Annotated in this window: 19 protein-coding genes and 1 pseudogene; 10 read left to right on the top strand and 10 right to left on the bottom strand. The window is 67.3% G+C overall.

The annotated features are described in order from the left end of the window. Window positions 1-77: 77 nt before the first annotated feature. The 3 genes from ACFYO1_RS38660 to ACFYO1_RS38670 all read right to left on the bottom strand — a co-directional run bounded on the left by ACFYO1_RS38660 (window position 78) and on the right by ACFYO1_RS38670 (window position 3,974). A complete protein-coding gene (locus ACFYO1_RS38660; protein WP_387242840.1) occupies window positions 78-1,016 on the bottom strand; it encodes a patatin family protein in 939 nt (312 codons plus the stop codon). Window positions 1,017-1,098: 82 nt separating this feature from the next. Next, a complete protein-coding gene (locus ACFYO1_RS38665; protein ID WP_387242843.1) occupies window positions 1,099-2,898 on the bottom strand; it encodes an acetyl/propionyl/methylcrotonyl-CoA carboxylase subunit alpha in 1,800 nt (599 codons plus the stop codon). A gap of 161 nt (window positions 2,899-3,059) precedes the next feature. Then, window positions 3,060-3,974 (bottom strand): sulfurtransferase, encoded by a 915-nt coding sequence (locus tag ACFYO1_RS38670; RefSeq protein ID WP_387242846.1) that lies wholly within the window; start codon window positions 3,972-3,974, stop codon window positions 3,060-3,062. 166 nt (window positions 3,975-4,140) lie between these two features. Here ACFYO1_RS38670 and ACFYO1_RS38675 point away from each other — a divergent pair, with 166 nt between their 5' ends. Further along, the gene (locus tag ACFYO1_RS38675; RefSeq protein ID WP_387242849.1) at window positions 4,141-4,947 is read left to right on the top strand and encodes a helix-turn-helix transcriptional regulator; all 807 of its coding nucleotides are present in this window, start codon (window positions 4,141-4,143) and stop codon (window positions 4,945-4,947) included. On the opposite strand, the gene ACFYO1_RS38680 is transcribed toward ACFYO1_RS38675, so the two are convergent. The 3 genes from ACFYO1_RS38680 to ACFYO1_RS38690 all read right to left on the bottom strand — a co-directional run bounded on the left by ACFYO1_RS38680 (window position 4,873) and on the right by ACFYO1_RS38690 (window position 7,635). Then, window positions 4,873-5,508: a nucleoside triphosphate pyrophosphatase gene (locus tag ACFYO1_RS38680; protein WP_387242852.1), complete on the bottom strand. Its 636-nt coding sequence runs from the start codon at window positions 5,506-5,508 to the stop codon at window positions 4,873-4,875. The genes ACFYO1_RS38675 and ACFYO1_RS38680 overlap by 75 nt on opposite strands. Then, on the bottom strand, window positions 5,505-5,834 hold the full coding sequence (locus ACFYO1_RS38685) for an acyl-CoA carboxylase subunit epsilon (RefSeq protein WP_387242855.1): 330 nt from the start codon (window positions 5,832-5,834) through the stop codon (window positions 5,505-5,507). Before ACFYO1_RS38685 ends, ACFYO1_RS38680 begins: the two co-directional genes overlap by 4 nt. A gap of 160 nt (window positions 5,835-5,994) precedes the next feature. Then, a complete protein-coding gene (locus ACFYO1_RS38690; RefSeq protein WP_378717313.1) occupies window positions 5,995-7,635 on the bottom strand; it encodes an acyl-CoA carboxylase subunit beta in 1,641 nt (546 codons plus the stop codon). Between the two features lie 207 nt (window positions 7,636-7,842). Between ACFYO1_RS38690 and ACFYO1_RS38695 the strand changes: the two genes are divergently transcribed. After that, a complete protein-coding gene (locus ACFYO1_RS38695) occupies window positions 7,843-8,031 on the top strand; it encodes a hypothetical protein (protein ID WP_387242858.1) in 189 nt (62 codons plus the stop codon). A gap of 52 nt (window positions 8,032-8,083) precedes the next feature. Next, window positions 8,084-8,884, top strand: a complete 801-nt coding sequence (locus ACFYO1_RS38700) for a biotin--[acetyl-CoA-carboxylase] ligase (RefSeq protein WP_387242861.1) — start codon at window positions 8,084-8,086, stop codon at window positions 8,882-8,884. 93 nt (window positions 8,885-8,977) lie between these two features. On the opposite strand, the gene ACFYO1_RS38705 is transcribed toward ACFYO1_RS38700, so the two are convergent. After that, window positions 8,978-9,931 carry an acyl-ACP desaturase gene (locus tag ACFYO1_RS38705; protein WP_387242864.1) on the bottom strand — a complete coding sequence of 318 codons (954 nt, stop codon included), beginning with the start codon at window positions 9,929-9,931 and terminating at the stop codon, window positions 8,978-8,980. A 182-nt stretch (window positions 9,932-10,113) separates the two neighbouring features. Between ACFYO1_RS38705 and ACFYO1_RS38710 the strand changes: the two genes are divergently transcribed. The 3 genes from ACFYO1_RS38710 (at window position 10,114) to ACFYO1_RS38720 (ending at window position 12,893) form a co-directional block, all read left to right on the top strand. Further along, window positions 10,114-10,659, top strand: a complete 546-nt coding sequence (locus ACFYO1_RS38710) for a PH domain-containing protein (RefSeq protein ID WP_387242867.1) — start codon at window positions 10,114-10,116, stop codon at window positions 10,657-10,659. A gap of 61 nt (window positions 10,660-10,720) precedes the next feature. Continuing rightward, window positions 10,721-11,398 carry a response regulator transcription factor gene (locus ACFYO1_RS38715; protein WP_378717306.1) on the top strand — a complete coding sequence of 226 codons (678 nt, stop codon included), beginning with the start codon at window positions 10,721-10,723 and terminating at the stop codon, window positions 11,396-11,398. A gap of 187 nt (window positions 11,399-11,585) precedes the next feature. Further along, window positions 11,586-12,893, top strand: coding sequence for a sensor histidine kinase (locus ACFYO1_RS38720; RefSeq protein WP_387242871.1), 1,308 nt, complete (start codon window positions 11,586-11,588; stop codon window positions 12,891-12,893). 20 nt (window positions 12,894-12,913) lie between these two features. Here the strand turns inward: ACFYO1_RS38720 and ACFYO1_RS38725 are convergent. Continuing rightward, window positions 12,914-13,438, bottom strand: a pseudogene (locus ACFYO1_RS38725) (GtrA family protein); the annotation flags it as partial. Window positions 13,439-13,599: 161 nt separating this feature from the next. Between ACFYO1_RS38725 and ACFYO1_RS38730 the strand changes: the two are divergent. Together ACFYO1_RS38730 and purE are read left to right on the top strand one after the other, a co-directional pair. Then, window positions 13,600-14,772, top strand: a complete 1,173-nt coding sequence (locus ACFYO1_RS38730) for a 5-(carboxyamino)imidazole ribonucleotide synthase (RefSeq protein ID WP_387243195.1) — start codon at window positions 13,600-13,602, stop codon at window positions 14,770-14,772. Next, window positions 14,765-15,280 carry a 5-(carboxyamino)imidazole ribonucleotide mutase gene (gene purE, locus ACFYO1_RS38735; RefSeq protein ID WP_387242875.1) on the top strand — a complete coding sequence of 172 codons (516 nt, stop codon included), beginning with the start codon at window positions 14,765-14,767 and terminating at the stop codon, window positions 15,278-15,280. The genes ACFYO1_RS38730 and purE overlap by 8 nt, the downstream gene beginning before the upstream one ends. A 973-nt stretch (window positions 15,281-16,253) precedes the next feature. Here the strand turns inward: purE and ACFYO1_RS38740 are convergent. Next, on the bottom strand, window positions 16,254-16,643 hold the full coding sequence (locus tag ACFYO1_RS38740) for a helix-turn-helix domain-containing protein (protein WP_387242878.1): 390 nt from the start codon (window positions 16,641-16,643) through the stop codon (window positions 16,254-16,256). Window positions 16,644-16,707: 64 nt separating this feature from the next. Between ACFYO1_RS38740 and ACFYO1_RS38745 the strand changes: the two genes are divergently transcribed. Together ACFYO1_RS38745 and ACFYO1_RS38750 are read left to right on the top strand one after the other, a co-directional pair. Continuing rightward, on the top strand, window positions 16,708-17,388 hold the full coding sequence (locus tag ACFYO1_RS38745; protein WP_387242881.1) for a TetR family transcriptional regulator: 681 nt from the start codon (window positions 16,708-16,710) through the stop codon (window positions 17,386-17,388). 131 nt (window positions 17,389-17,519) lie between these two features. Beyond that, the gene (locus ACFYO1_RS38750) at window positions 17,520-18,677 is read left to right on the top strand and encodes an acyl-CoA dehydrogenase (protein ID WP_150408003.1); all 1,158 of its coding nucleotides are present in this window, start codon (window positions 17,520-17,522) and stop codon (window positions 18,675-18,677) included. Window positions 18,678-18,738: 61 nt separating this feature from the next. Here ACFYO1_RS38750 and ACFYO1_RS38755 read toward each other — a convergent pair whose 3' ends face one another. Then, on the bottom strand, window positions 18,739-19,557 hold the full coding sequence (locus ACFYO1_RS38755) for an SGNH/GDSL hydrolase family protein (protein ID WP_387242885.1): 819 nt from the start codon (window positions 19,555-19,557) through the stop codon (window positions 18,739-18,741). Between the last annotated feature and the right edge of the window lie 21 nt (window positions 19,558-19,578).

Here is a 19,578-nt window from a genome sequence, read left to right on the forward strand (position 1 = left end):
CACGGCCGTTGTTCTCGCTGGGGATCGCGAGCCAGGGTCCGTCTGGCGGCGGCCCAGCTTCGTGGGGCTTGGAGTGCTCAGGCGACGCGGGCGGTGTCGGATAGCACCGACATGACCGCGTGGCGGCCGATGTCCAACGCGGCGGCGAGCAGCGTGGTGTCGCGGGCGGCGCTGTCGATATCGGGGGAGCCGAGCGGCGGGTGGATCTGCAAGACGGCGTCGCCGAGTTCGGCCAGGGCGCTGTCTTCGATTGCCTGCTGATGCGGGCGCTGGACCCACGCGCGGTAGGCGCCGGGGGCGATGGCGCGCAGGTAGCCGCCGCCGACCACGCGGTGCAGCAGGGAGGCCGGGGGCCGTTGCTCATCGATGCGGCGGGTGCGCAGGACAAGGGCGTGGGTCGCGCCGCCGCGCACCGCGGTGCGGATCGGGACGGTCTCGGTGAGGCCGCCGTCGAAGTAGCGTGCCTCGCCCAGCGCGACCGGCGGGCCGGCCAGGATGGGCAGCCCCGCGGAGGCCCGTAGCGCGCGCATGAGGGTGCGTTTGTCGACGATGTGCGGGTGCAGGTCGACCGCGCGGCCGGTGCGGATGTCGGTGGCGATGGGGTGAAAGGTGGTGGAGTTGGCCAGGATCGCCGGGAAGTTCATTCCCTCGACCCCGTCGTAGACCTGATGCACCAGGTAGCGCAGATCGAACGCGGGCCGTCCGCGCAGCAGCCTGGCCGGGTCGATGGCGCGGCGCATGATCGCCGGATCGGTCCAGGAGCGCATGCCCGAGCGCGCGCGGCCGCCGAGCAGCCAGGCACCGTTGATCGCGCCCGCGGAGGTGCCGTAGACGGCGTCGAAGACCCCGCCGAGCCCGAGTTCCTCGAGGGCCGACACCATGCCGCTGGAGTAGACGCCGCGACTGCCGCCACCTTCGACGACGAGCACCAGCCGGTTGCCGTCGTCGCGGGTACCCGCCACGCGACGGGCGCGGATCATCTCCGCGACAACGGAGACGATCTGCGTACTGGTCACCGGACCACGATACGACAGGGCGGGCGCGGACGTCATTGTCCTGCGCCCGCCCGAAGCGGTGTTCGCCCTACGTTTACGCGGGCTACTTGATCTCGGCGAGCACCGTTCCCTGCGTGATCGCGGCGCCGGCCTCGACGGCCAGCCCGGTGACCACACCGGCCTTGTGCGCGTTGACCGGGTTCTCCATCTTCATCGCCTCGAGCACGACGATCAGATCGCCCGCCTCGACGGTCTGGCCCTCTTCGACGGCCACCTTCACCACGGTGCCCTGCATCGGCGCGGTGACCGCGTCACCGGAGGCCGCACCGGCGCCGGCGCCGCCACGGGTGCGCGGCTTCGGCTTCTTCCGGACCACACCGGCGCCGTTGCCCGCGGCCGCGCCGCCGCCACCGAGGCTGAACTGCCCGGGCAGCGACACCTCGACGCGACGACCGCCGACCTCGACGACGACCTTCTGCCGGGGCAGCTCCTCGTCTTCATCGGCCGGCGCACCGGCGGTATAAGGCTCGACGGTGTTGTTCCACTCGTTCTCGATCCACTTGGTGTAGACGTCGAACGTGGTCCCGTCGCCGATGAACGCGGGGTCCTCGACGATCGCCTGGTGGAACGGGATGACCGTGGCCAGCCCCTCGACCCGGTACTCGGCCAGCGCGCGCCGGGCCCGCTCCAGTGCCTGGGTGCGGTTCTCGCCGGTGACGATCAGCTTGGCCAGCATCGAGTCGAACTGCCCGCCGATCACGCTGCCCTGCACCACGCCGGAATCCACGCGCACGCCGGGGCCGGTCGGCTCCTTGTAGACGGTGACCGGGCCGGGGGCGGGCAGGAAGCCGCGGCCGGCGTCCTCGCCGTTGATCCGGAACTCGAACGAGTGACCGCGCGGGGTCGGGTCTTCCTTGATGGTCAGCTCTTCGCCGTTGGCGATGCGGAACTGCTGGCGCACCAGGTCGATGCCCGCGGTCTCCTCGGTGACCGGGTGCTCGACCTGCAGGCGGGTGTTCACCTCGAGGAACGACACCGTCTCGCCCTGCACCAGGTACTCGACCGTGCCCGCGCCGTAGTAGCCGGCTTCCCGGCAGATCGCCTTGGCGGAGGCGTGGATCTTGGCGCGCACGTCGTCGGACAGGAACGGCGCGGGCGCCTCCTCGACGAGCTTCTGGAACCGGCGCTGCAGCGAGCAGTCGCGGGTGCCCGCGACCACGACGTTGCCGTGCTGGTCGGCGATGACCTGCGCCTCGACGTGTCGGGCCTTGTCCAGGTACTGCTCGACGAAGCATTCGCCGCGACCGAACGCGGCGACCGCCTCGCGGGTGGCCGACTCGAACAGCTCGGGGATCTCCTCGATGGTGTGCGCGACCTTCATGCCGCGGCCACCGCCACCGAAGGCGGCCTTGATTGCGACGGGCACGCCGTATTCCTTGGCGAACGCGACGACCTCGTCGGCGTTCTTCACCGGGTCCTTGGTGCCCGCGGCCATCGGCGCCTTGGCCCGCTCGGCGATGTGCCGGGCGGTGACCTTGTCACCGAGGTCGCGAATGGACTGCGGCGACGGGCCGATCCAGATCAGCCCGGCGTCGATGACGGCCTGGGCGAAGTCGGCGTTCTCGGAGAGGAATCCGTAGCCGGGGTGGATGGCGTCGGCGCCGGAGCGCGACGCGGCGTCGAGGATCTTGTCGAACACGAGGTACGACTCGGCCGAGGTCTGGCCGCCGAGCGCGAACGCTTCGTCGGCGAGCTGCACGAAGGGGGCTTCGGCGTCGGGCTCCGCGTACACCGCGACGCTGCCGAGGCCGGCGTCCTTGGCCGCCCGAATCACGCGCACGGCGATCTCGCCTCGATTGGCTACGAGTACCTTCGTGATCCGTGCGCTGGCGTGGCTGGGCACTGAGCCTCCTGTGTGAAATCTTTTTGGTCGCCCCGTGGTCGACGAAACTACGTCTGGGCGAGTGTAGGCAGTCTGCCAACAGACGCCGAACTCGGCCAGTCCTACTGAACAGTAGGTCGTGGATCACAACGGTGCCATCCAGATGGAAGTACCTGCGTGCGTTACTTCCCGCGGGCCCGTCGTCCGGTGCCGGCCGGGGCCGCGCCGGGTTCAGTCCCCTTGGCGATCGGCATGCGCACCGAGTTGCCCCATTCGGTCCACGAGCCGTCGTAGTTGCGCACCGTGCCGAAGCCGAGCAGATAGGTCAGCACGAACCAGGTGTGGCTGGAGCGCTCGCCGACCCGGCTGTAGACGATCAGGTCGTCCCCGCTGTCCAGCGCGCCGTAGATCTCGTCCAGTTCGGCGCGCGAGCGGAAGCGGCCGTCGTTGTTGAACGCCTCGGTCCACGGGATGTTCGCGGCGGTGGGGATGTGCCCGCCCCGCAAAGCCGCATCCTCGGGATTGATCGGCGGCTGGATCAGCTCGCCGGAGTACTCGTCCGGCGAGCGCACATCGATCAGCGGCTTGCCGAGGTGGGCGAGCACGTCTTCGCGGAACGCGCGGGCGCTGCCGTCGTCGCGGGTGACCGCCGGATAGTCGCTGGGGGTGAGGTGCGGGGTGTCGAAGGTGGTGTCGCGTTCCTCGGAAATCCAGGCGCCGCGACCACCGTCCAGCAACCGCACATCCGGGTGTCCGAACAAAGTGAAAACCCACAATGTGTGCGCCGCCTGCGCGTTGCCCCGATCACCGTAGATCACCACGGTATCGTCTCGCTCGATTCCCTTGGCGCGCATCAACTCGGTGAATCGGGCTCCGTCGATGTAGTCACGTGTGACCGGATCGTTCAGATCGCCCCGCCAATCGATCTTGGTAGCGCCGGGAACATGTCCGATGTCATAGAGCAATATGTCCTCGTTGGACTCGACGATCTTGAGTCCTGACGTGCCGATGTTTGCCGACAGCCACTCCGTGGTTACTAGTCGGTGAGGATGTGCGTAAGAACCAAATGCGGGATGAGGGTCCGGAGCAGCGGGCACGATGTGGGTCCTTCACGCGTGGTAGACGGTGGTTTCAGCGGTTCGGGTCTCACAGCGATGGTATGTGTGAGGCGTTAGTGACTCTCGTTTCAGATCACAAATCGGCTGAATGAGCGAATAAATCGCACCTGCATCCGATAAAGTCTCCCGGGAGGAGGGGTGAGCTATGTCCGATTCTTGGCCGCGGCGGCGACTGCTCGCGATCCTACGTGGCGCCAGCGAGCCTCTCGACGCCCAGGAACTGGCCAGAATCACCGGACAACACGTCACCACGGTTCGGTTTCATCTGGACGTGCTCACCAGGGAATCCCTGGTGCGGCAATTTCAGCAACCGCCCCGCGGTCGCGGACGTCCGCGCATCGGATACAGCGCGGTGCAGCGATCGGTCGGTTATCAGGAACTCGCGCAGGTGCTCGCCGATCAACTCGGCCCCGATCCGCGCCGCCGCTCCGAGGCGGCCATCGCGGCCGGGCGCTCCTGGGGCGCCAAGCTCGATGCCGGTGACCATCGAGTCGAATCGCTGGAAGACGCCAAAGACGTCGCTATGACGGTGCTTTCGGAGCTGGGCTTCGCGCCGGAACGCGATCCGAACGAGACCAGCGAGCAGGCGCTGATCCGGCTCACCGCGTGCCCGCTGCGCGAACTCGCGCGCACTCACTCCGAGGTGGTCTGCGGTGTGCACCTCGGCTTGATCAAAGAGGTGCTCGACCGCAGCGGCGCGCGCGGCGACGTGAACGTGCGCCTGCATCCGTTCGTCGAGCCGGAGCTGTGTGTGGTCCGGCTGGAGATGATGGCGCGGCGCGAGCACGAGCTGCGGCGCGAGCCGGACGGGCGGGAGGTGGTCACGGTGCCGGCGACCGGGGATGTGACCGGGTCGGAGCCGCTGATCGCGCCGCCGTCAGGCGGCCGGGTGGCTCCACAGCTGCGTAACGGCGACCCCAACGTCGCCAAGCAGTCGGCGCAGCAGTGGTAGGCCGATCCCGATCACGCTGGACGGATCGCCGTCGATCCGGTCGACGAACCAGCCGCCCAGTCCGTCGAGGGTGAACGCGCCCGCCACCTGCAACGGCTCGCCGGTGGCGATGTAGGCGTCCAGTTCGTCGGGCTCGGGCTTGGCGAAATGCACTGTGGTGGAACTGCAGTCGATCGCCTCCGCGGTGATCCGGCCGTCGCGCAGGCGCAGGACGCAGTGCCCGGTCACCAGATCGGCGCTGCGCCCGGCCATTTCGCCCCAGCGGGCCCTGGCCACCTCGGCGGTGTGCGGCTTGCCCTGTAGCTCGCCGTCCACCAGCAGCATCGAATCACAGCCGACGACAACACAATCGGCGGCGAGTTCGGGAATCGTCGCGGCGACCGCCGCGGCCTTGGCCTTGGCCAGCTCGACCACGACCACCTCGGGCGCGGTGCCGTCGGGCAGCGCGGCCTGAAGCGCGTCCTCGTCCACGTCCGATACCCGGACGATCGGATCGATGCCCGCCGAACGGAGTACTTCCCGGCGGGCCGGCGACGCGGAGGCGAGAACGAAGCTCGTCACCCGCGCAGGTGCGACAGCTGAGGGAAGGCGTAGGGCGAGAACGGGGAGGTGCCCCGGTGCATGAAGGTGGGCCGGCCCCACAGGTCCGCCGGACCGGACGGGGCGGCGGCGCTCTCCGCGGCGGCGGACAGCACGCACACCAGTGCCGCGATCTCCTCGTCGCTCGGGTTGCCCTTCACCACGGTGAAGAACGGCGCGGCGGCCGCGACGGCGGACTCGGCGACCGCCGCGTCCACGTCGGTGACCTCGACCGCGTCGGTGACCGAACCGACGGTGAGGTCCAGCTCGGCGGCGGTCAATACATCTTCTTCTGCCACGGTCGTCACAGTGCCAGATCCCTTCTTTGCCTGATCAGGCGTGTTCCTCGGTCGCGATCAGCGGACCGATGATGCGATCATCCTCGGATCCACTCATTGCGTCTCTACATCCAGTGTGCGCGGCCTACCGAGCGTATCGCCGGAGCACCGCCGGGTGTTGCGGCCGGAATCACAGCGGGATGTTGCCGTGCTTCTTCGGCGGCAGCGTTACCATCTTGCGCTCGAGCAGCCGCAGCGCCGAGACGATCTGACCGCGCGTGTGCGAGGGCGGAATGACCGCGTCCACATAGCCGCGTTCGGCGGCGATGTAGGGGTTCACCAAGGTGTCCTCGTACTCGTTCTGCAGCTGAAGCCGCAGCGCATCGACGTCGTCGCCGTTCTTCGCGGCATCGGCCAGCTGCTTGCGGTACACGAAGCCGACGGCCCCGGAGGCGCCCATCACGGCGATCTGCGCGGTCGGCCACGCCAGGTTCACGTCGGCGCCCATGTGCTTGGAACCCATGACGTCGTAGGCGCCGCCGTAGGCCTTGCGGGTGATCACCGTGATCTTTCCCACAGTTGCCTCGCCGTAGGCGTAGAGCAGCTTCGCGCCGCGCCGGATGATGCCGTTGTACTCCTGACCGGTGCCCGGCAGGAAGCCCGGCACATCGACCAGGGTGAGGATCGGGATGTTGAACGCGTCGCAGGTGCGCACGAACCGCGCGGCCTTCTCCGAGGCGTCGATGTCCAGGCAGCCGGCGAACTGAGTGGGCTGGTTGGCCACGATGCCGACGCTGCGGCCATCGATCCGGCCGAAGCCGACGATGATGTTCATCGCGCGCTCGGCCTGCACCTCGAGGAACTCGTCGTCGTCGAGCAGGCGACGGATCACCTCGTGCATGTCGTAGGGCTGGTTCGGCGAGTCCGGGATGATCGAGTCCAGCTCGCGGTCCTCGTCGGTGAGCGAGTCCTCGATGGCGCCGTCGATCGGGTCGGTGGCCGGGAAGCGCGGCGCCTCGGCGCGGTTGTTGCTCGGCAGGTAGGACAGCAGGTCCTTGACGTAGTCGAGCGCGTCCTGCTCGCCGGAGGCGACGTAGTGCGCCACACCGGATTTCACCATGTGCGTATGCGCGCCGCCGAGGTCCTCCATGGTGACGTCCTCGCCGGTGACCGTCTTGATCACGTCGGGTCCGGTGACGAACATCTGGCTGGTCTGGTCGACCATCACCACGAAGTCGGTGAGCGCGGGGGAGTAGACGTGGCCGCCCGCGGCCGCGCCCATGATCAGCGAGATCTGCGGGATCACGCCGGAGGCCTGGATGTTGCGGTGGAAGATCTCGCCGTACAGGCCGAGCGAGACGACGCCCTCCTGGATCCGCGCGCCCGCGCCCTCGTTGATGCCGACCAGCGGACGGCCGGTCTTGAGCGCCAGGTCCATCACCTTGACGATCTTCTCGCCGTAGACCTCGCCGAGGCTGCCGCCGAACACGGTGACGTCCTGGCTGAAGATGCAGACGTCGCGGCCGTCGATGGTGCCGTAACCGGTCACCACGCCGTCGCCGAGCGGCCGGTTCTCCGCGAGACCGAAGTTCACGCTGCGGTGCCGCGCCAGCGCGTCGAGCTCGACGAAGGAGCCCTCGTCCAGCAGCGCCAGGATGCGCTCGCGGGCGGTCATCTTGCCCTTGGCGTGCACCTTGTCGACCGCGGCCTCACCCATCGGGTGCTGCGCCTCATCCAGCCGATTCCGCAGGTCAGCCAGCTTCCCGGCGGTGGTGTGGATGTCGGGGGCGCCCGCTGGATCTTGCGCGGACTGCTGCTGGACACTCGTCATGGCTCCGGAGTGTAACGAGTGACAGTGCTTCCCACTAACCCAGTAGGGGCTACCAGTGGGTAAAAAGCGCAGCTAGATCGGGTTGCCGAAAAGAAACTCCAGGGGTTTTGGCGTAATTGCGCCGGTAGAAAATCGGTATCAATCCACGTGGGTGGCCAGTTAGCCTGGAGGAGTCCAGTTTTCGTGCTCAGGGGGAGGGGCCCAGATATGTGGGAATGGAGCAAAACCGTCGCGGAATACGCGGCCGCGGCGTCATGGACGAGCTGTCATCGGTTCGAGCCGGAGCCGACGATCCTGGATCCGGACTACCGGAGCGAGGCCACGCACGGGGACGGCGAAGGCGCCGACGGTGCGGCCCGCGCGCCGAGTGACGAGATGTACATCCTCGTCGGTTAGTCCCGCGACGACCTTGTCCGGCAGGCCGCCGCGCACCAAGTAGCCTGCCCCTGTGACCAGGTCTCCTTTGGATGCAGAGCAGTTGCGGCGCAGTCTCACCGAATTGCCCGAGCTGTCGTTCTTCCGCCACATCGAGGTGGTGGAGTCGACCGGGTCCACCAACGCGGACCTGATCGCGCGCGCCGGCGAACCAGCCGCCGACCGCGCGGTACTCCTTGCAGAGGCGCAGGAGCAAGGGCGCGGCAGGCACGCACGCACCTGGGTCAGCCCGCCGCGGGCACAGATCTCGATGTCGCTGCTGGTGCGACTGGACGGGATCGCGCCCGCGGTGCTCGGCTGGCTGCCGCTGCTCACCGGCATCGCCGTGGTGGACGCACTGCGCGCGACCGCCGGTGTGGACGCGAACCTCAAGTGGCCCAACGATGTGCTGATCGATGGCCGCAAAGTCGCGGGCATCCTCGCGGAGGTCGCGACCGGCAACGACGCGCCGGCGGTAGTCATCGGCATGGGGCTGAACGTCAGCCTCACCGAGGCGGAACTGCCGGTGCCGCATGCCATTTCGCTGACCATCGCGGGTGCGGAGAACACCGACCGCACGCAGATCGTCCGGTCGATGCTGACCGAATTCGCCCGTCGCTTCACCGCCTGGCGCGACGCGGACTGGCGGACAACCGATCTCGCCGCCGCCTACCGCGAGCGGTGCGCGACGCTGGGCGCACAGGTGCGCGCCGAACTACCCGGCGGCCGCACCCTGACCGGCATCGCCACCGACATCGATGACGCGGGCCGCCTGCTGATCGGCGACCAGCCGGTCTCCGCCGGCGACGTCACCCACCTGCGCGCCGAATACTGAAAACGAAACAGCCGCAAACCTTCTGATTTTCCGCACGCGTGTCCGCACGAGAATCGCGGTGCGAGAAATCAGAAGGTGTGCGGCTGTTGGCGGTTACGCGGGTTGCAGCGCGGACTTCGCGGCTTCGCGGGCGAACATGCGGTCGCGTTGTTCTTCGAACTTCAGCACGTCCTGTTCGAGCCGTTCGATGAATACTCCGAGTTCCTCGCGGGCCTGCTCGCCGCGCGGACCGAAGTCGTTGCGCTCGAAGATGTTCCACTGCTTGAGCACAGGCGCGACCACGTCCTCCAGGTGCTGGCGCAGGTCGTAGATGCCGTGCTTGGCCATCAGGACGCCATTGCGGCGGAAGTTGGGCATGCCCGCGCCGGGCATGATGAAGTGGGTGAGGATCTTGGTGATCGCCATCATCGCCTGATCCGGCGCCAGATCGAGTCCCGCACCGCACATGTTGCGGTAGAAGATCATGTGCAGGTTCTCGTCCGCGGCGATGCGTTGCAGCATGCGGTCGGCGATCGCGTCGTTGCACACCCGGCCGGTATTGCGGTGGGACACCCGGGTGGCCAGCTCCTGGAACGTCACGTAGGTGACGCTCTCCATGAATCCGCCCCAGTTGTCCGGTGCGGCAACCCCGTTCGTCATGTGGATCATCCGCGCCTGTTCCAGGGCGACCGGGTCGACGCCGCGGGTGACCACCAGATAGTCGCGGATGGCGATGCCGTGCCGGTTCTCCTCGGCGGTCCACCGGCCGACCCAGGTGCCCCACGCGCCGTCCCGGGAGAAGTTCTCCGCGATCTCGCGGTGGTAGGAGGGCAGGTTGTCCTCGGTGAGCAGGTTGGTGATCATGGCGACCTTGGCCACCTCGCTCAGCTTGGATTGCTCCGGCGCCCAGTCCTGCCCGCCCAGCGCGGCGAAATTGCGGCCTTCGTCCCACGGGACGTAATCGTGCGGGTGCCAGTCCTTGGCCAGCGCCAGGTGCCGGTTGAGATTCTGCTCGGCGACGGGCTGCAATTCGGTGAGGATTTCCAGCTGGGTCAAGTCCTTGGTCACACATTCCTCCACGGTCGTAATCGGCGACTTGTTCGAGCAGAACTGCTTGGCGACAGAGCGTTCGAGCCAGATCGAGCGGAGAACTCCATGCGCGGTTTCGGCACACGCAGGCAGACGATTGTGCAGCACGACGCGGTCCGGTGTCCGGCATTTCGGCATCTTCACGCGGTAGTGTTCCGCCCATGGGTTATCCGGAGGATGTGCTTGCGCCGGAAGAGCAGCTGATCCTGCACCGTCATCCGCACTGGAAGATGTTGTTCTGGCCGATCGTGACGTTGATCGTCATCACCGCGCTCGCCGGTTTCGCAGGGGGACTCGCTTCGCGCAAGGCCGAGGGGACGGCACGCACGGCACTGCTGATCACGGTGCTGGCCGTCTGGCTGATCATCGTCGTGTGGCGTTGTGTCGCACCAATTCTCAGCTGGAAGTCGACGCATTTCATCATCACCGACCGGCGGGTGCTGGTCCGGCAGGGTGTGCTCACCCACACCGGCATCGACATTCCGATGAGCCGCATCTCGAGCGTGCAGTTCCGGCACGGGTTGTTCGACCGGATGCTCGGCACCGGCACGTTGATCATCGAATCGTCCTCGTCGGAGCCGCTCGAGTTCGACGACATCCCGGCGGTGCAGAAGGTGCACGCGCTGATGTATCACCAAGTCTTCGATGTGGAAAACGGAGATAACGGACGCGGCGAGCACAGGGGCGAGTACGGCGAGTACCGATGAATGAGCCATCACGGATGAGGGGTAGGGGGCGGGTAACGGGTAAGCCCGTTAACCTGGGCATATGACGGCCGTACTGCTAGCAGAAGACGACGAGGCGATTGCCGCGCCGTTGTCGCGCGCCCTGGGACGCGAGGGGTACTCGGTGACCGTCGAGCGCTTCGGGCCCGCCGTGCTCGAGCGGGCCCTGGAGGGCCACCACGATCTGCTCATTCTCGACCTCGGCCTGCCCGGCATGGACGGGCTCGAGGTGTGCCGCCAGGTCCGCGCCCGCGGCGCCGACCTGGCCGTGCTGATGCTCACCGCGCGCACGGACGAGGTCGACTTCGTCGTCGGGCTGGACGCGGGCGCCGACGACTACGTCGGCAAGCCGTTCCGCCTCGCCGAGCTGCTCGCCCGGGTACGAGCGTTGTTGCGGCGCAGCGGGATCGGCGACGACACGGTGGAGGTCGGCGGCATCCGGCTGGAACCGGCCGCACGCCGGGTGCTGGTGAACGGCGTCGAGATCGGCTTGGCGAACAAGGAATACGAGTTGCTGAAGGTGCTGATCGATCGGGCGGGCCAGGTGGTGCCGCGCGAGACCATCCTGCGCGAGGTCTGGGGCGACGCCGAACTGCGCGGCTCCAAGACCCTCGACATGCACATGTCCTGGTTGCGGCGCAAGATCGGCGACGAGGGCCCGATGGCTGAGCGGCGCATCGTCACCGTGCGCGGCGTCGGGTTCAGGTTGAACACCGCATGAGCGGGTCAGGGCCGGAGGCGGCAGCCTGTGTGACCACGCAGGCCCCCCGCTCATGCGCAGAAGGTGCAGCATGAGCGGGTCAGGGCCGGAGGCGGCAGCCTGTGTGACCACGCAGGCCCCCCGCTCATGCGCAGAAGGTGCAGCATGAGCGGGTCGGGGCCGGACCTGGCGGAAGACACCTACTGACGTGCGGCGCAGAATCTTGCGGTCCATGCTCACCGTGCTGACCCTCACCACGGTGGTGCTCGGCCTGCCGCTGATCTACACGGCCTGGCTGTGGGTCGAGGACATCACCCGCGACGACCTGCAGAGCAAACTCGAGCGGATCGCCACCGCGATCATCGTGCAGGAACAGAGCGACGGCATGGTGCTCGGCGAGCTGGACACCCGCTCGGTGCAGCCGCTGCTACCGCAGGACGGCAAGCTCACCATCATCTATCCGGCGCCGCACGACAATGCCTCGCGCATGGACGTCGGCGTGGACCAGGTTTCCGACCCCCTGGTCGAGTCGCTGTCCATGGGCACCAAGGGGTCGCTGCGCCTGGAGGTGCCCTCGGCGCCGATGCACGCCAGGCAGCGTCAGGCGGTCGCGGTGGTGGCTCTGGCGGTGCTGGCCTCGCTCGGCGCGGCGGTGTCGGTGGCGGTGATCACCGCGCGCCGGGTGGCCGATCCGTTGCGCGATGTGGCGGCGCGGGCCGCGCGGCTGGCGATGGGGGACTTCCGGCCGGATCCGCGCAGGCACGGCATTTCCGAACTCGATCGGGTGTCCGACGTGCTCGACTCGGCCACGGTGGAGATCGCCGGTCGGTTGCAGCGCGAACATGCCCTGGTCGCGGACGTTTCCCATCAGCTGCGCAGCCGGTTGACCGCGGTGCGGCTGCGGTTGGACGAGTTGTCCACGCATGCCGACCAAGAGGTGGTGCACGAGGCCGAGGAGGCGATGGCGCAGGTCGATCGGCTCACCGATGCCATCGACGACCTGGTTCGCGCCTCGCGCGACGAGGACGCGGCCGACCTCGATCCGGTGCCGGTGATGGCGGAATTGCGCGGCGTGGTCGCCGAATGGACGCATCCGTTCACCGAGAAGGGTCGCGCGCTGAAGCTCACCGGGGACGAGTCGTTGCTCGCGCCGATCACCGGATCACGGCTGCGCGAGGCGGTTTCGGTGCTCGTCGACAACGCGCTGATGCATGGCGGCGGGACCTGCACGGTCTCGGTGCGCACTGTGCGACCCGGGGTCGACCGGGACCCGCTGGTGTGTGTGGAGGTCGCCGACGAGGGCGACGGGGTGCGCGACGAACTCGCGCCGCACATCTTCGATCGCGGGTTCTCCGCGGGCGGCTCGACCGGTGTTGGCCTGGCGCTGGCCCGGGCGTTGGTGGAGGCCGACGGCGGGCGGCTCGAATTGCAGCGGCGCAGGCCGGCGTTGTTCGCGGTATTCCTCGGATCGTCGGCGTATCGCACGCAGAACGTGGTGGTCACCGAGCCGCGGTGAGCCGTTCAGTTACGCCGGAATTCCTCTTCGACCAGATCCTCGAATTCGGCGGCGATCTCGTTCATCTCGTCCGGGAACACCCAGCGGCGCATCGCCCAGAAGCGGAAGGCCATCTGCAGGAGATTGCCGATGATGAACGCGCTGATGAAGTCCGCGACATTCTCGACGGTGAAACTCACGTCGGGTTGGCGCAGGTCGAAGACGTAACTGGAGATCCACAGCGGAATGAACGCGAGCACGACGCCGACACCGCTGACGCCGAAGAACAGCAGCGCCTCGTGATGGCGTTCCCGGCCGCCGCGATTGCGGAACGACCATTCGCGATTCAGGATGTAGGACGCGATCACCGCGATGACACCGGAAATAATCTTGGCGGTCACCGGCTTCTCGGAAAGCACGGTCCATTTCAGCGCGTAGAAAATGCCGCTATCGATCACGAAGGTCGTCGCACCGACGATGGCGAACTTGATCAGTTCCCGATGCCGGTACGCGATCTCCGCGAGCGGCTTGGGAAGGACGCTCACCACGTCGTCGACGAATGACACGGGGCCGAGTGTACCGCTACCCGGAGGTGGCGCCCCGGGTCGTGCGGATGCGGGCCGCTAGTGGGGACAATTCGGTCAGCGGCTCCCGCTGATGGGTATTTCCGCCGGTTATGACAATATTGTCGAACGTGAGCTCTGGCCGGTCCTTCGATCCCTCCGTTATGCCCACCGTCACCATGATCGGCGGTGGCCAGTTGGCGCGCATGACGCACCAGGCCGCGATCGCGCTCGGCCAGCGGCTACGCGTCCTCGCGGAAAATCCAGACGATCCTGCTGCCCAGGTCAGCCCCGAGGTGGTACTCGGCAGCCACAACGATCTGACCGCGCTGCGCAAGGCCGCCGTCGGGTCGCACGCGCTGACCTTCGATCACGAGGGCGTGCCGACCGAGCACCTCGAGGCGCTGGTCGCCGAGGGTGTGAACGTGCAGCCGCCGCCGGGGGCGCTGATCTTCGCGCAGGACAAGCTGGCCATGCGGGTCAAACTGGCCGAGCTCGGCCTGCCGATTCCGGCGTTCACTCCGGTCGCCGAGGTGGCCGAGGCGGTGCGGTTCGGTGACGAGCACGAATGGCGAATCGTGCTCAAAGCGGTACGTGGTGGTTACGACGGTCGTGGGGTGTGGATGCCGGAGTCGGCCGACGAGGCGACCGCGATCGTGACCGCTCAGCTCGCGCACGGCGTGCGGCTGCTCGCCGAGGCGAAGGTCGACCTGAAACGCGAACTGTCCGCGATGGTGGCCCGCTCGCCGTTCGGGCAGGCCGCGACCTGGCCGGTGGTGGAGACCGTGCAGCGCAACGGTCAGTGCGCCGTGGTGATCGCGCCCGCGCCGGACCTCGACGACGATCTGGCCGCCGCGGCCGAAGGGCTCGCGCTCAACCTGGCCAAGGAACTCGGCGTGGTCGGGGCGATGGCGGTGGAGCTGTTCGAAACCCACGACGGCACGCTGCTGATCAACGAGCTCGCGATGCGCCCGCACAACTCCGGGCACTGGGGCATGGACGGCGCCCGCACCGGGCAGTTCGAGCAGCATCTGCGCGCGGTGCTGGACTACCCGCTCGGCGACACCAGCCCGCTGGCCCCGGTCACCGTGATGGCCAATATTCTCGGCGCGGCCGAGACGCCCGCCATGTCGATGGACGAGCGCCTGCACCACCTGTTCGCGCGGATGCCCGACGCCAAGGTGCACATGTACGGCAAGGGTGAACGCCCCGACCGCAAGATCGGGCACATCAACATCCTCGGTGACGATGTCGCCGTGGTGCGGGAGAAGGCCGAACGAGCCGCGCAGTGGATGTCGCGCGCGGTATGGACCGATGGATGGGATCCGCATGAGTGAGCACGACGTGACCGGCCCGCAGGTCGGCCTGATCATGGGCAGCGACTCCGACTGGCCCACCATGGAGGCCGCCGCGGAAGCGTTGGCGGAGTTCGGCATTCGCTTCGAGGTCGGCGTCGTCTCGGCCCACCGCACGCCGCAGCGCATGCTCGACTACGCCCGGGACGCCGCCGCCCGCGGCCTGCGGGTCATCATCGCCGGTGCCGGCGGCGCCGCCCACCTCCCCGGCATGGTCGCCTCCGCCACCCCCCTCCCGGTGATCGGCGTCCCCGTCCCGCTCAAATACCTCGACGGCATGGACTCCCTCCTCTCCATCGTCCAGATGCCCGCCGGCGTCCCCGTAGCCACCGTCTCCATCGGCGGCGCCCGCAACGCCGGCCTCCTGGCCGTCCGCATCCTCGCCGCCCACGACCCCACCCTCCGCACCCGCATGGAACACTTCCAAACCGGCCTCGAAAAGATGGTCCTCGAAAAAGACCAAGCCCTCCGCACCAAACTCCTCGGCTGACCCGAAGCCTGCTGCGCCACAGCAGTACACACTCCGAACGTGCACACCCGCCGTAAACGCGCACACCCCACGTATTCGGCATCCAACACCAAATTGCCATGTACACAACAAAATCCGCCCGCAGCTGAAGAGCTGGGCAAAACTACGGAGCCCTAACAAGACCTGCGCCGCGGCAGACCAAGCGACAGACAGGGCCAACCTCACACACATGCTTCATCTTTCGCATGCCCCTCGACCAGGCAACGGGTATGTGAAGGAGGAAGCAGCTGTGCGAAGAACCCTCGACCACCCCACCGCGGCAGATGGATACGATGGAACCCGAGGTCGCGCGCCTTCACCGCGGAGGTAGGCCGGGTACGGCAGACGTGCTCAGCACTACTTCAGGCGAAACCTGGGCAGCTCCTCAGCGTTCGAGCACCAGGCCATCTCTTCGAAGAATTCCGTGACGCAACCACAGCCCGATGACCACGTCGGAACTCGACGCCGCGCATCCTGACATGCGCCTAAAGCCGGGTACGGCAGACGACGTGCCCAGCACTACTCCAGTGAAAACCAGGGTAGGTCTTCAGCTTTCCCTCATCAGGTCACGTTGGGACAAGCCGGGAGGTCCTCACGGGGTAGGTGCACATCCCTCAGGGTTTGCCGGTGTCCCCGTTTCGGTGCGTGCACTTAGAGACGTCCCGGAGTAACCGGTTCGCGGGTTTTACGGCCTGGCACAGGGGATGCCCGGATAGTGCTGAGCACGTCAGGTGGGGTCCCCGGCCTTCTCTCCCGCAGCTTGGGTCGGCGGAGGCGAGGGTTGTCGGCGTGGGGACCGGCTGTGGTGCTGTTCTCGAGATCTTTCTTCATCGAGCCGAGTCAAAAGGTTGTTGGCCTGTTGAGTCGAGTCAAATGGTCGCTTTTGAAGATCATCTCGCGACCCTTTGACTCGACTCGATTCCGGTGGCGCGCTACATCGGTGTGAGGGTCGTGCTCAGATGTCCAGGGTTTGGCCCAGCCGGGCCAGTTCGTCAGCCGCGTTCTTGCTCTTCGCCTCGTGCTGCAGCTGGTATGCCTTGAGATCTTCGTACCTGACTCGTCGGTGCCTACCGACCAGCCGAAACGGGATCTCGCCGCCCTCCAACAGCGCGACCACGTAAGGCCGGGAGACGTTCAGCATGTCTGCCGCCTGCTGCGTGGTGAGCTCGGCATGCGAGGGGACTACCGATACGCCTCGACCTTCGGCCGCCTGCGCCAGGATGAACGCCAGCAGGCTGACGGCTTCGCGGGGCAGGACCAATGCCTCCTCGCCGGGGTGCTCCTGCATGACCTCGATGTTCTGCTCTGTGGGGTGCCGCATGAGGTAGTCCTCGATACGAAACATGCGAAATATTCGAAAGGGTGCCGCGCCACCTTGGCGGGCGGGGCCGTCTCGCTACGGTGAGGGTGTGACTACTGGTGACATCCGGCCTCGTAGCGGGGACGACAACACGCGGTTTCGGCTGACGGTGGTCGATCAGGCGTTGCGGTTGTTCGCCGAGAAGGGGTATGAGGCGACGACTGTCGATGAGATCGCTGAGGCTGCGGGGATATCGCGGCGGACGTTCTTCCGGCAGTTCCGGTCGAAAGAGGATGTGATCTTCGCCGATCACGAGTCGCAGTTGGCGCAGGCGGCGGAGTTTCTGGCGGGGGAGCCGGGGGATCCGTGGGAGACGGTGTGCGAGGCCGTGGTTCAGGTGTTCGAGCGGTTCACCCAGTGGCGGGAGATCGCGGCGCGGCGGTATCAGGTGGTGCGGCGGGTGCCCGCCTTGCGTGAGCGGGAGATCGTGACGGTGTTCCGGTACGAGCGGCTGTTCACCGACTACCTGCGGGATCGGCTGCCGGAGGTGCCGGATCTGGCGCGGGTGCAGTACACGGCCGCGGTGACCGCGACACACAACTACCTGCTGCGTCGCATGGTGCGCGGCGAGTCGGACGCGGGAGCCGCGGACCTGCGCGTCGAACTGGCCGCGATCCCGCGCGGCACGCCCCGCCGCCCGGTCGACGAACTGGTGCTCGCGGTGTTTCCGCGCGACACCCCACCCCGGCAGGTCGCCGATCTCGTGGCCCGCAAACTCGGTAGTCTTTGATCAAGGTCAGTGCGACCAATCTGACACTGAGTGCCAGGAAGTATCCGCACGTTGCGGCTATTCCTGGGCGTATACTTGAGAACGGTGTGGCACTGAGTGCCGACATGTACCGACGACCAGGAGTGAGCCCCATGGCGGGAAACCCCGATTTCGACCTGTTCAAGCTCGAGGACTTCCACGACGAACTGCGTGCGGCCATCCGCGGTCTGGCGGAGAAGGAGATCGCGCCGCACGCCAAGGACGTCGACGGCAACTCCCGCTTCCCGGAGGAGGCGCTGACCGCGCTCAACGCCGCCGGCTTCAACGCGGTGCACGTGCCGGAGGCCTATGGCGGCCAGGGCGCCGACTCGGTGGCCACCTGCATCGTGATCGAAGAGGTCGCTCGCGTCTGCGGTTCCTCCTCGCTCATTCCCGCGGTCAACAAGCTCGGCACCATGGGACTGATCCTCAACGGCTCCGAAGAGCTCAAGCAGAAGGTGCTCGCCGACATCGTCAACGGCGAGATGGCCTCCTACGCGCTGTCCGAGCGCGAAGCCGGTTCCGACGCCGCCAGCATGCGCACCCGGGCCAAGCAGGAGGGCGACGACTGGATCCTCAACGGCTCCAAGTGCTGGATCACCAACGGCGGCAAGTCTTCCTGGTACACCGTCATGGCGGTGACCGACGCGGACAAGGGCGCCAACGGCATTTCGGCGTTCCTGGTGCACAAGGACGACGAGGGTTTCGTGGTCGGCCCGCTCGAGCACAAGCTCGGCATCAAGGGATCCCCCACGGCGGAACTGTATTTCGAGAACTGCCGGGTGCCGGGTGACCGCATCGTCGGCGAGCCGGGCACCGGCTTCAAGACCGCGCTGCAGACCCTGGACCACACCCGCCCGACCATCGGCGCGCAGGCCGTCGGCCTCGCCCAGGGCGCGCTCGACGCGGCCATCGCCTATACCAAGGACCGCAAGCAGTTCGGCAAGGCGATCGCCGATTTCCAGAACACCCAGTTCATGCTCGCCGACATGGCGATGAAGATCGAGGCGGCCCGCCTCATGGTCTACACCTCGGCCGCCCGCGCCGAGCGCGGCGAGAAGAACCTCGGCTTCATCTCCGCTGCCGCAAAGTGTTTCGCCTCCGACGTCGCGATGGAGGTGACCACCAACGCCGTTCAGCTGTTCGGTGGCGCCGGTTACACCACCGATTTCCCGGTGGAGCGGATGATGCGCGACGCCAAGATTACCCAGATCTACGAGGGCACCAACCAGATCCAGCGTCTGGTCATGTCCCGCGCGCTGCTTCGCTGAGTAGCCTGATCGACAGTTGAGGCGGTGCCGAGATTCGTTCTCGGCACCGCCTTCTCGTTGCCTATCCGGATATTTCGGCGAGCGCGGACACGACGGTGCGGGCGACGACGACCTGACCCTCCGGCGAGAGGTGGACACCGTCGGGTTCGAACAGGCCCGGGCGAGGGTGCGTGACCGCGAGGACGTCGACGGCGGGTTCCGGCCGGTCGAGTAATAGTTGTGCGGTCTGCTCGTGATCCTTTGTGCGCCAGCTGATCTGCGCCTGCTGGAAGGGTGGATAGGCGGCGATCAGCGACTCGTCCATATCGTGCGGGGTGACCCAGATCCAGCGTGCGTCAGTCAGCCGCACACCCTCGTCGTGCAGCAGGCTCAGGTTGCGTGCCGTCTCTTCGGCGCTGACCACGCGTGGCCCGTCGCTGCCGAGGCGTTGCGCGTCATTGGCGCCGAGCTGGCACAGCACCCAGTCCGGCCGCCGGAAGCCCAGCGCGGCAATGCTTTTCAAGGTCTGGGTGGTCGTCGCCCCGGAGACGGCCAGATTGGTGAGGGTGATTCCGTCGCCCGGTCGCCGCAGCTCGAGCAGGTGCCGCAGGATCTCGAACCAGGACAGCCGATCGGCGGTGCTGCTCTCGCCGAGGGCGACCACGTGGTCGCCGGCCGCGAAGGGCAGTCGATCGACCTGGCCCGCGACCCACGCCTCGGTGAGCAGTCCGGCCGCCGCCGTACGCGCCTGTCCGTTGAATTCCGCACGCAGCGAGTGATATTCGTCGGCGGTGAGTCCGAACAGCGCCGCGATATGGGCGTTTTCGACGTTGTGCAGGAACGGTAGCGACAGTTCGGGCCGCTGGAATCGGGCCAGCTTGGCCGCCATCTGGGTGTTCATGATGTTCCTTCCGGGATAGGG

Source organism: Nocardia sp. NPDC006044 (assembly GCF_042871115.1).
Classification (GTDB): domain Bacteria; phylum Actinomycetota; class Actinomycetes; order Mycobacteriales; family Mycobacteriaceae; genus Nocardia.

Excerpts from the sequence above, each read along its gene's own strand:
- ACFYO1_RS38710 (WP_387242867.1), top strand. The coding sequence starts at position 10,114 with ATGGGTTATCCGGAGGATGTGCTTGCGCCGGAAGAGCAGCTGATCCTG.
- purE (WP_387242875.1), top strand. The coding sequence starts at position 14,765 with ATGAGTGAGCACGACGTGACCGGCCCGCAGGTCGGCCTGATCATGGGC.
- ACFYO1_RS38715 (WP_378717306.1), top strand. The coding sequence starts at position 10,721 with ATGACGGCCGTACTGCTAGCAGAAGACGACGAGGCGATTGCCGCGCCG.
- ACFYO1_RS38755 (WP_387242885.1), bottom strand. The coding sequence starts at position 19,557 with ATGAACACCCAGATGGCGGCCAAGCTGGCCCGATTCCAGCGGCCCGAA.
- ACFYO1_RS38675 (WP_387242849.1), top strand. The coding sequence starts at position 4,141 with ATGTCCGATTCTTGGCCGCGGCGGCGACTGCTCGCGATCCTACGTGGC.
- ACFYO1_RS38690 (WP_378717313.1), bottom strand. The coding sequence starts at position 7,635 with ATGACGAGTGTCCAGCAGCAGTCCGCGCAAGATCCAGCGGGCGCCCCC.
- ACFYO1_RS38740 (WP_387242878.1), bottom strand. The coding sequence starts at position 16,643 with ATGTTTCGTATCGAGGACTACCTCATGCGGCACCCCACAGAGCAGAAC.
- ACFYO1_RS38695 (WP_387242858.1), top strand. The coding sequence starts at position 7,843 with ATGTGGGAATGGAGCAAAACCGTCGCGGAATACGCGGCCGCGGCGTCA.
- ACFYO1_RS38730 (WP_387243195.1), top strand. The coding sequence starts at position 13,600 with ATGCCCACCGTCACCATGATCGGCGGTGGCCAGTTGGCGCGCATGACG.
- ACFYO1_RS38750 (WP_150408003.1), top strand. The coding sequence starts at position 17,520 with ATGGCGGGAAACCCCGATTTCGACCTGTTCAAGCTCGAGGACTTCCAC.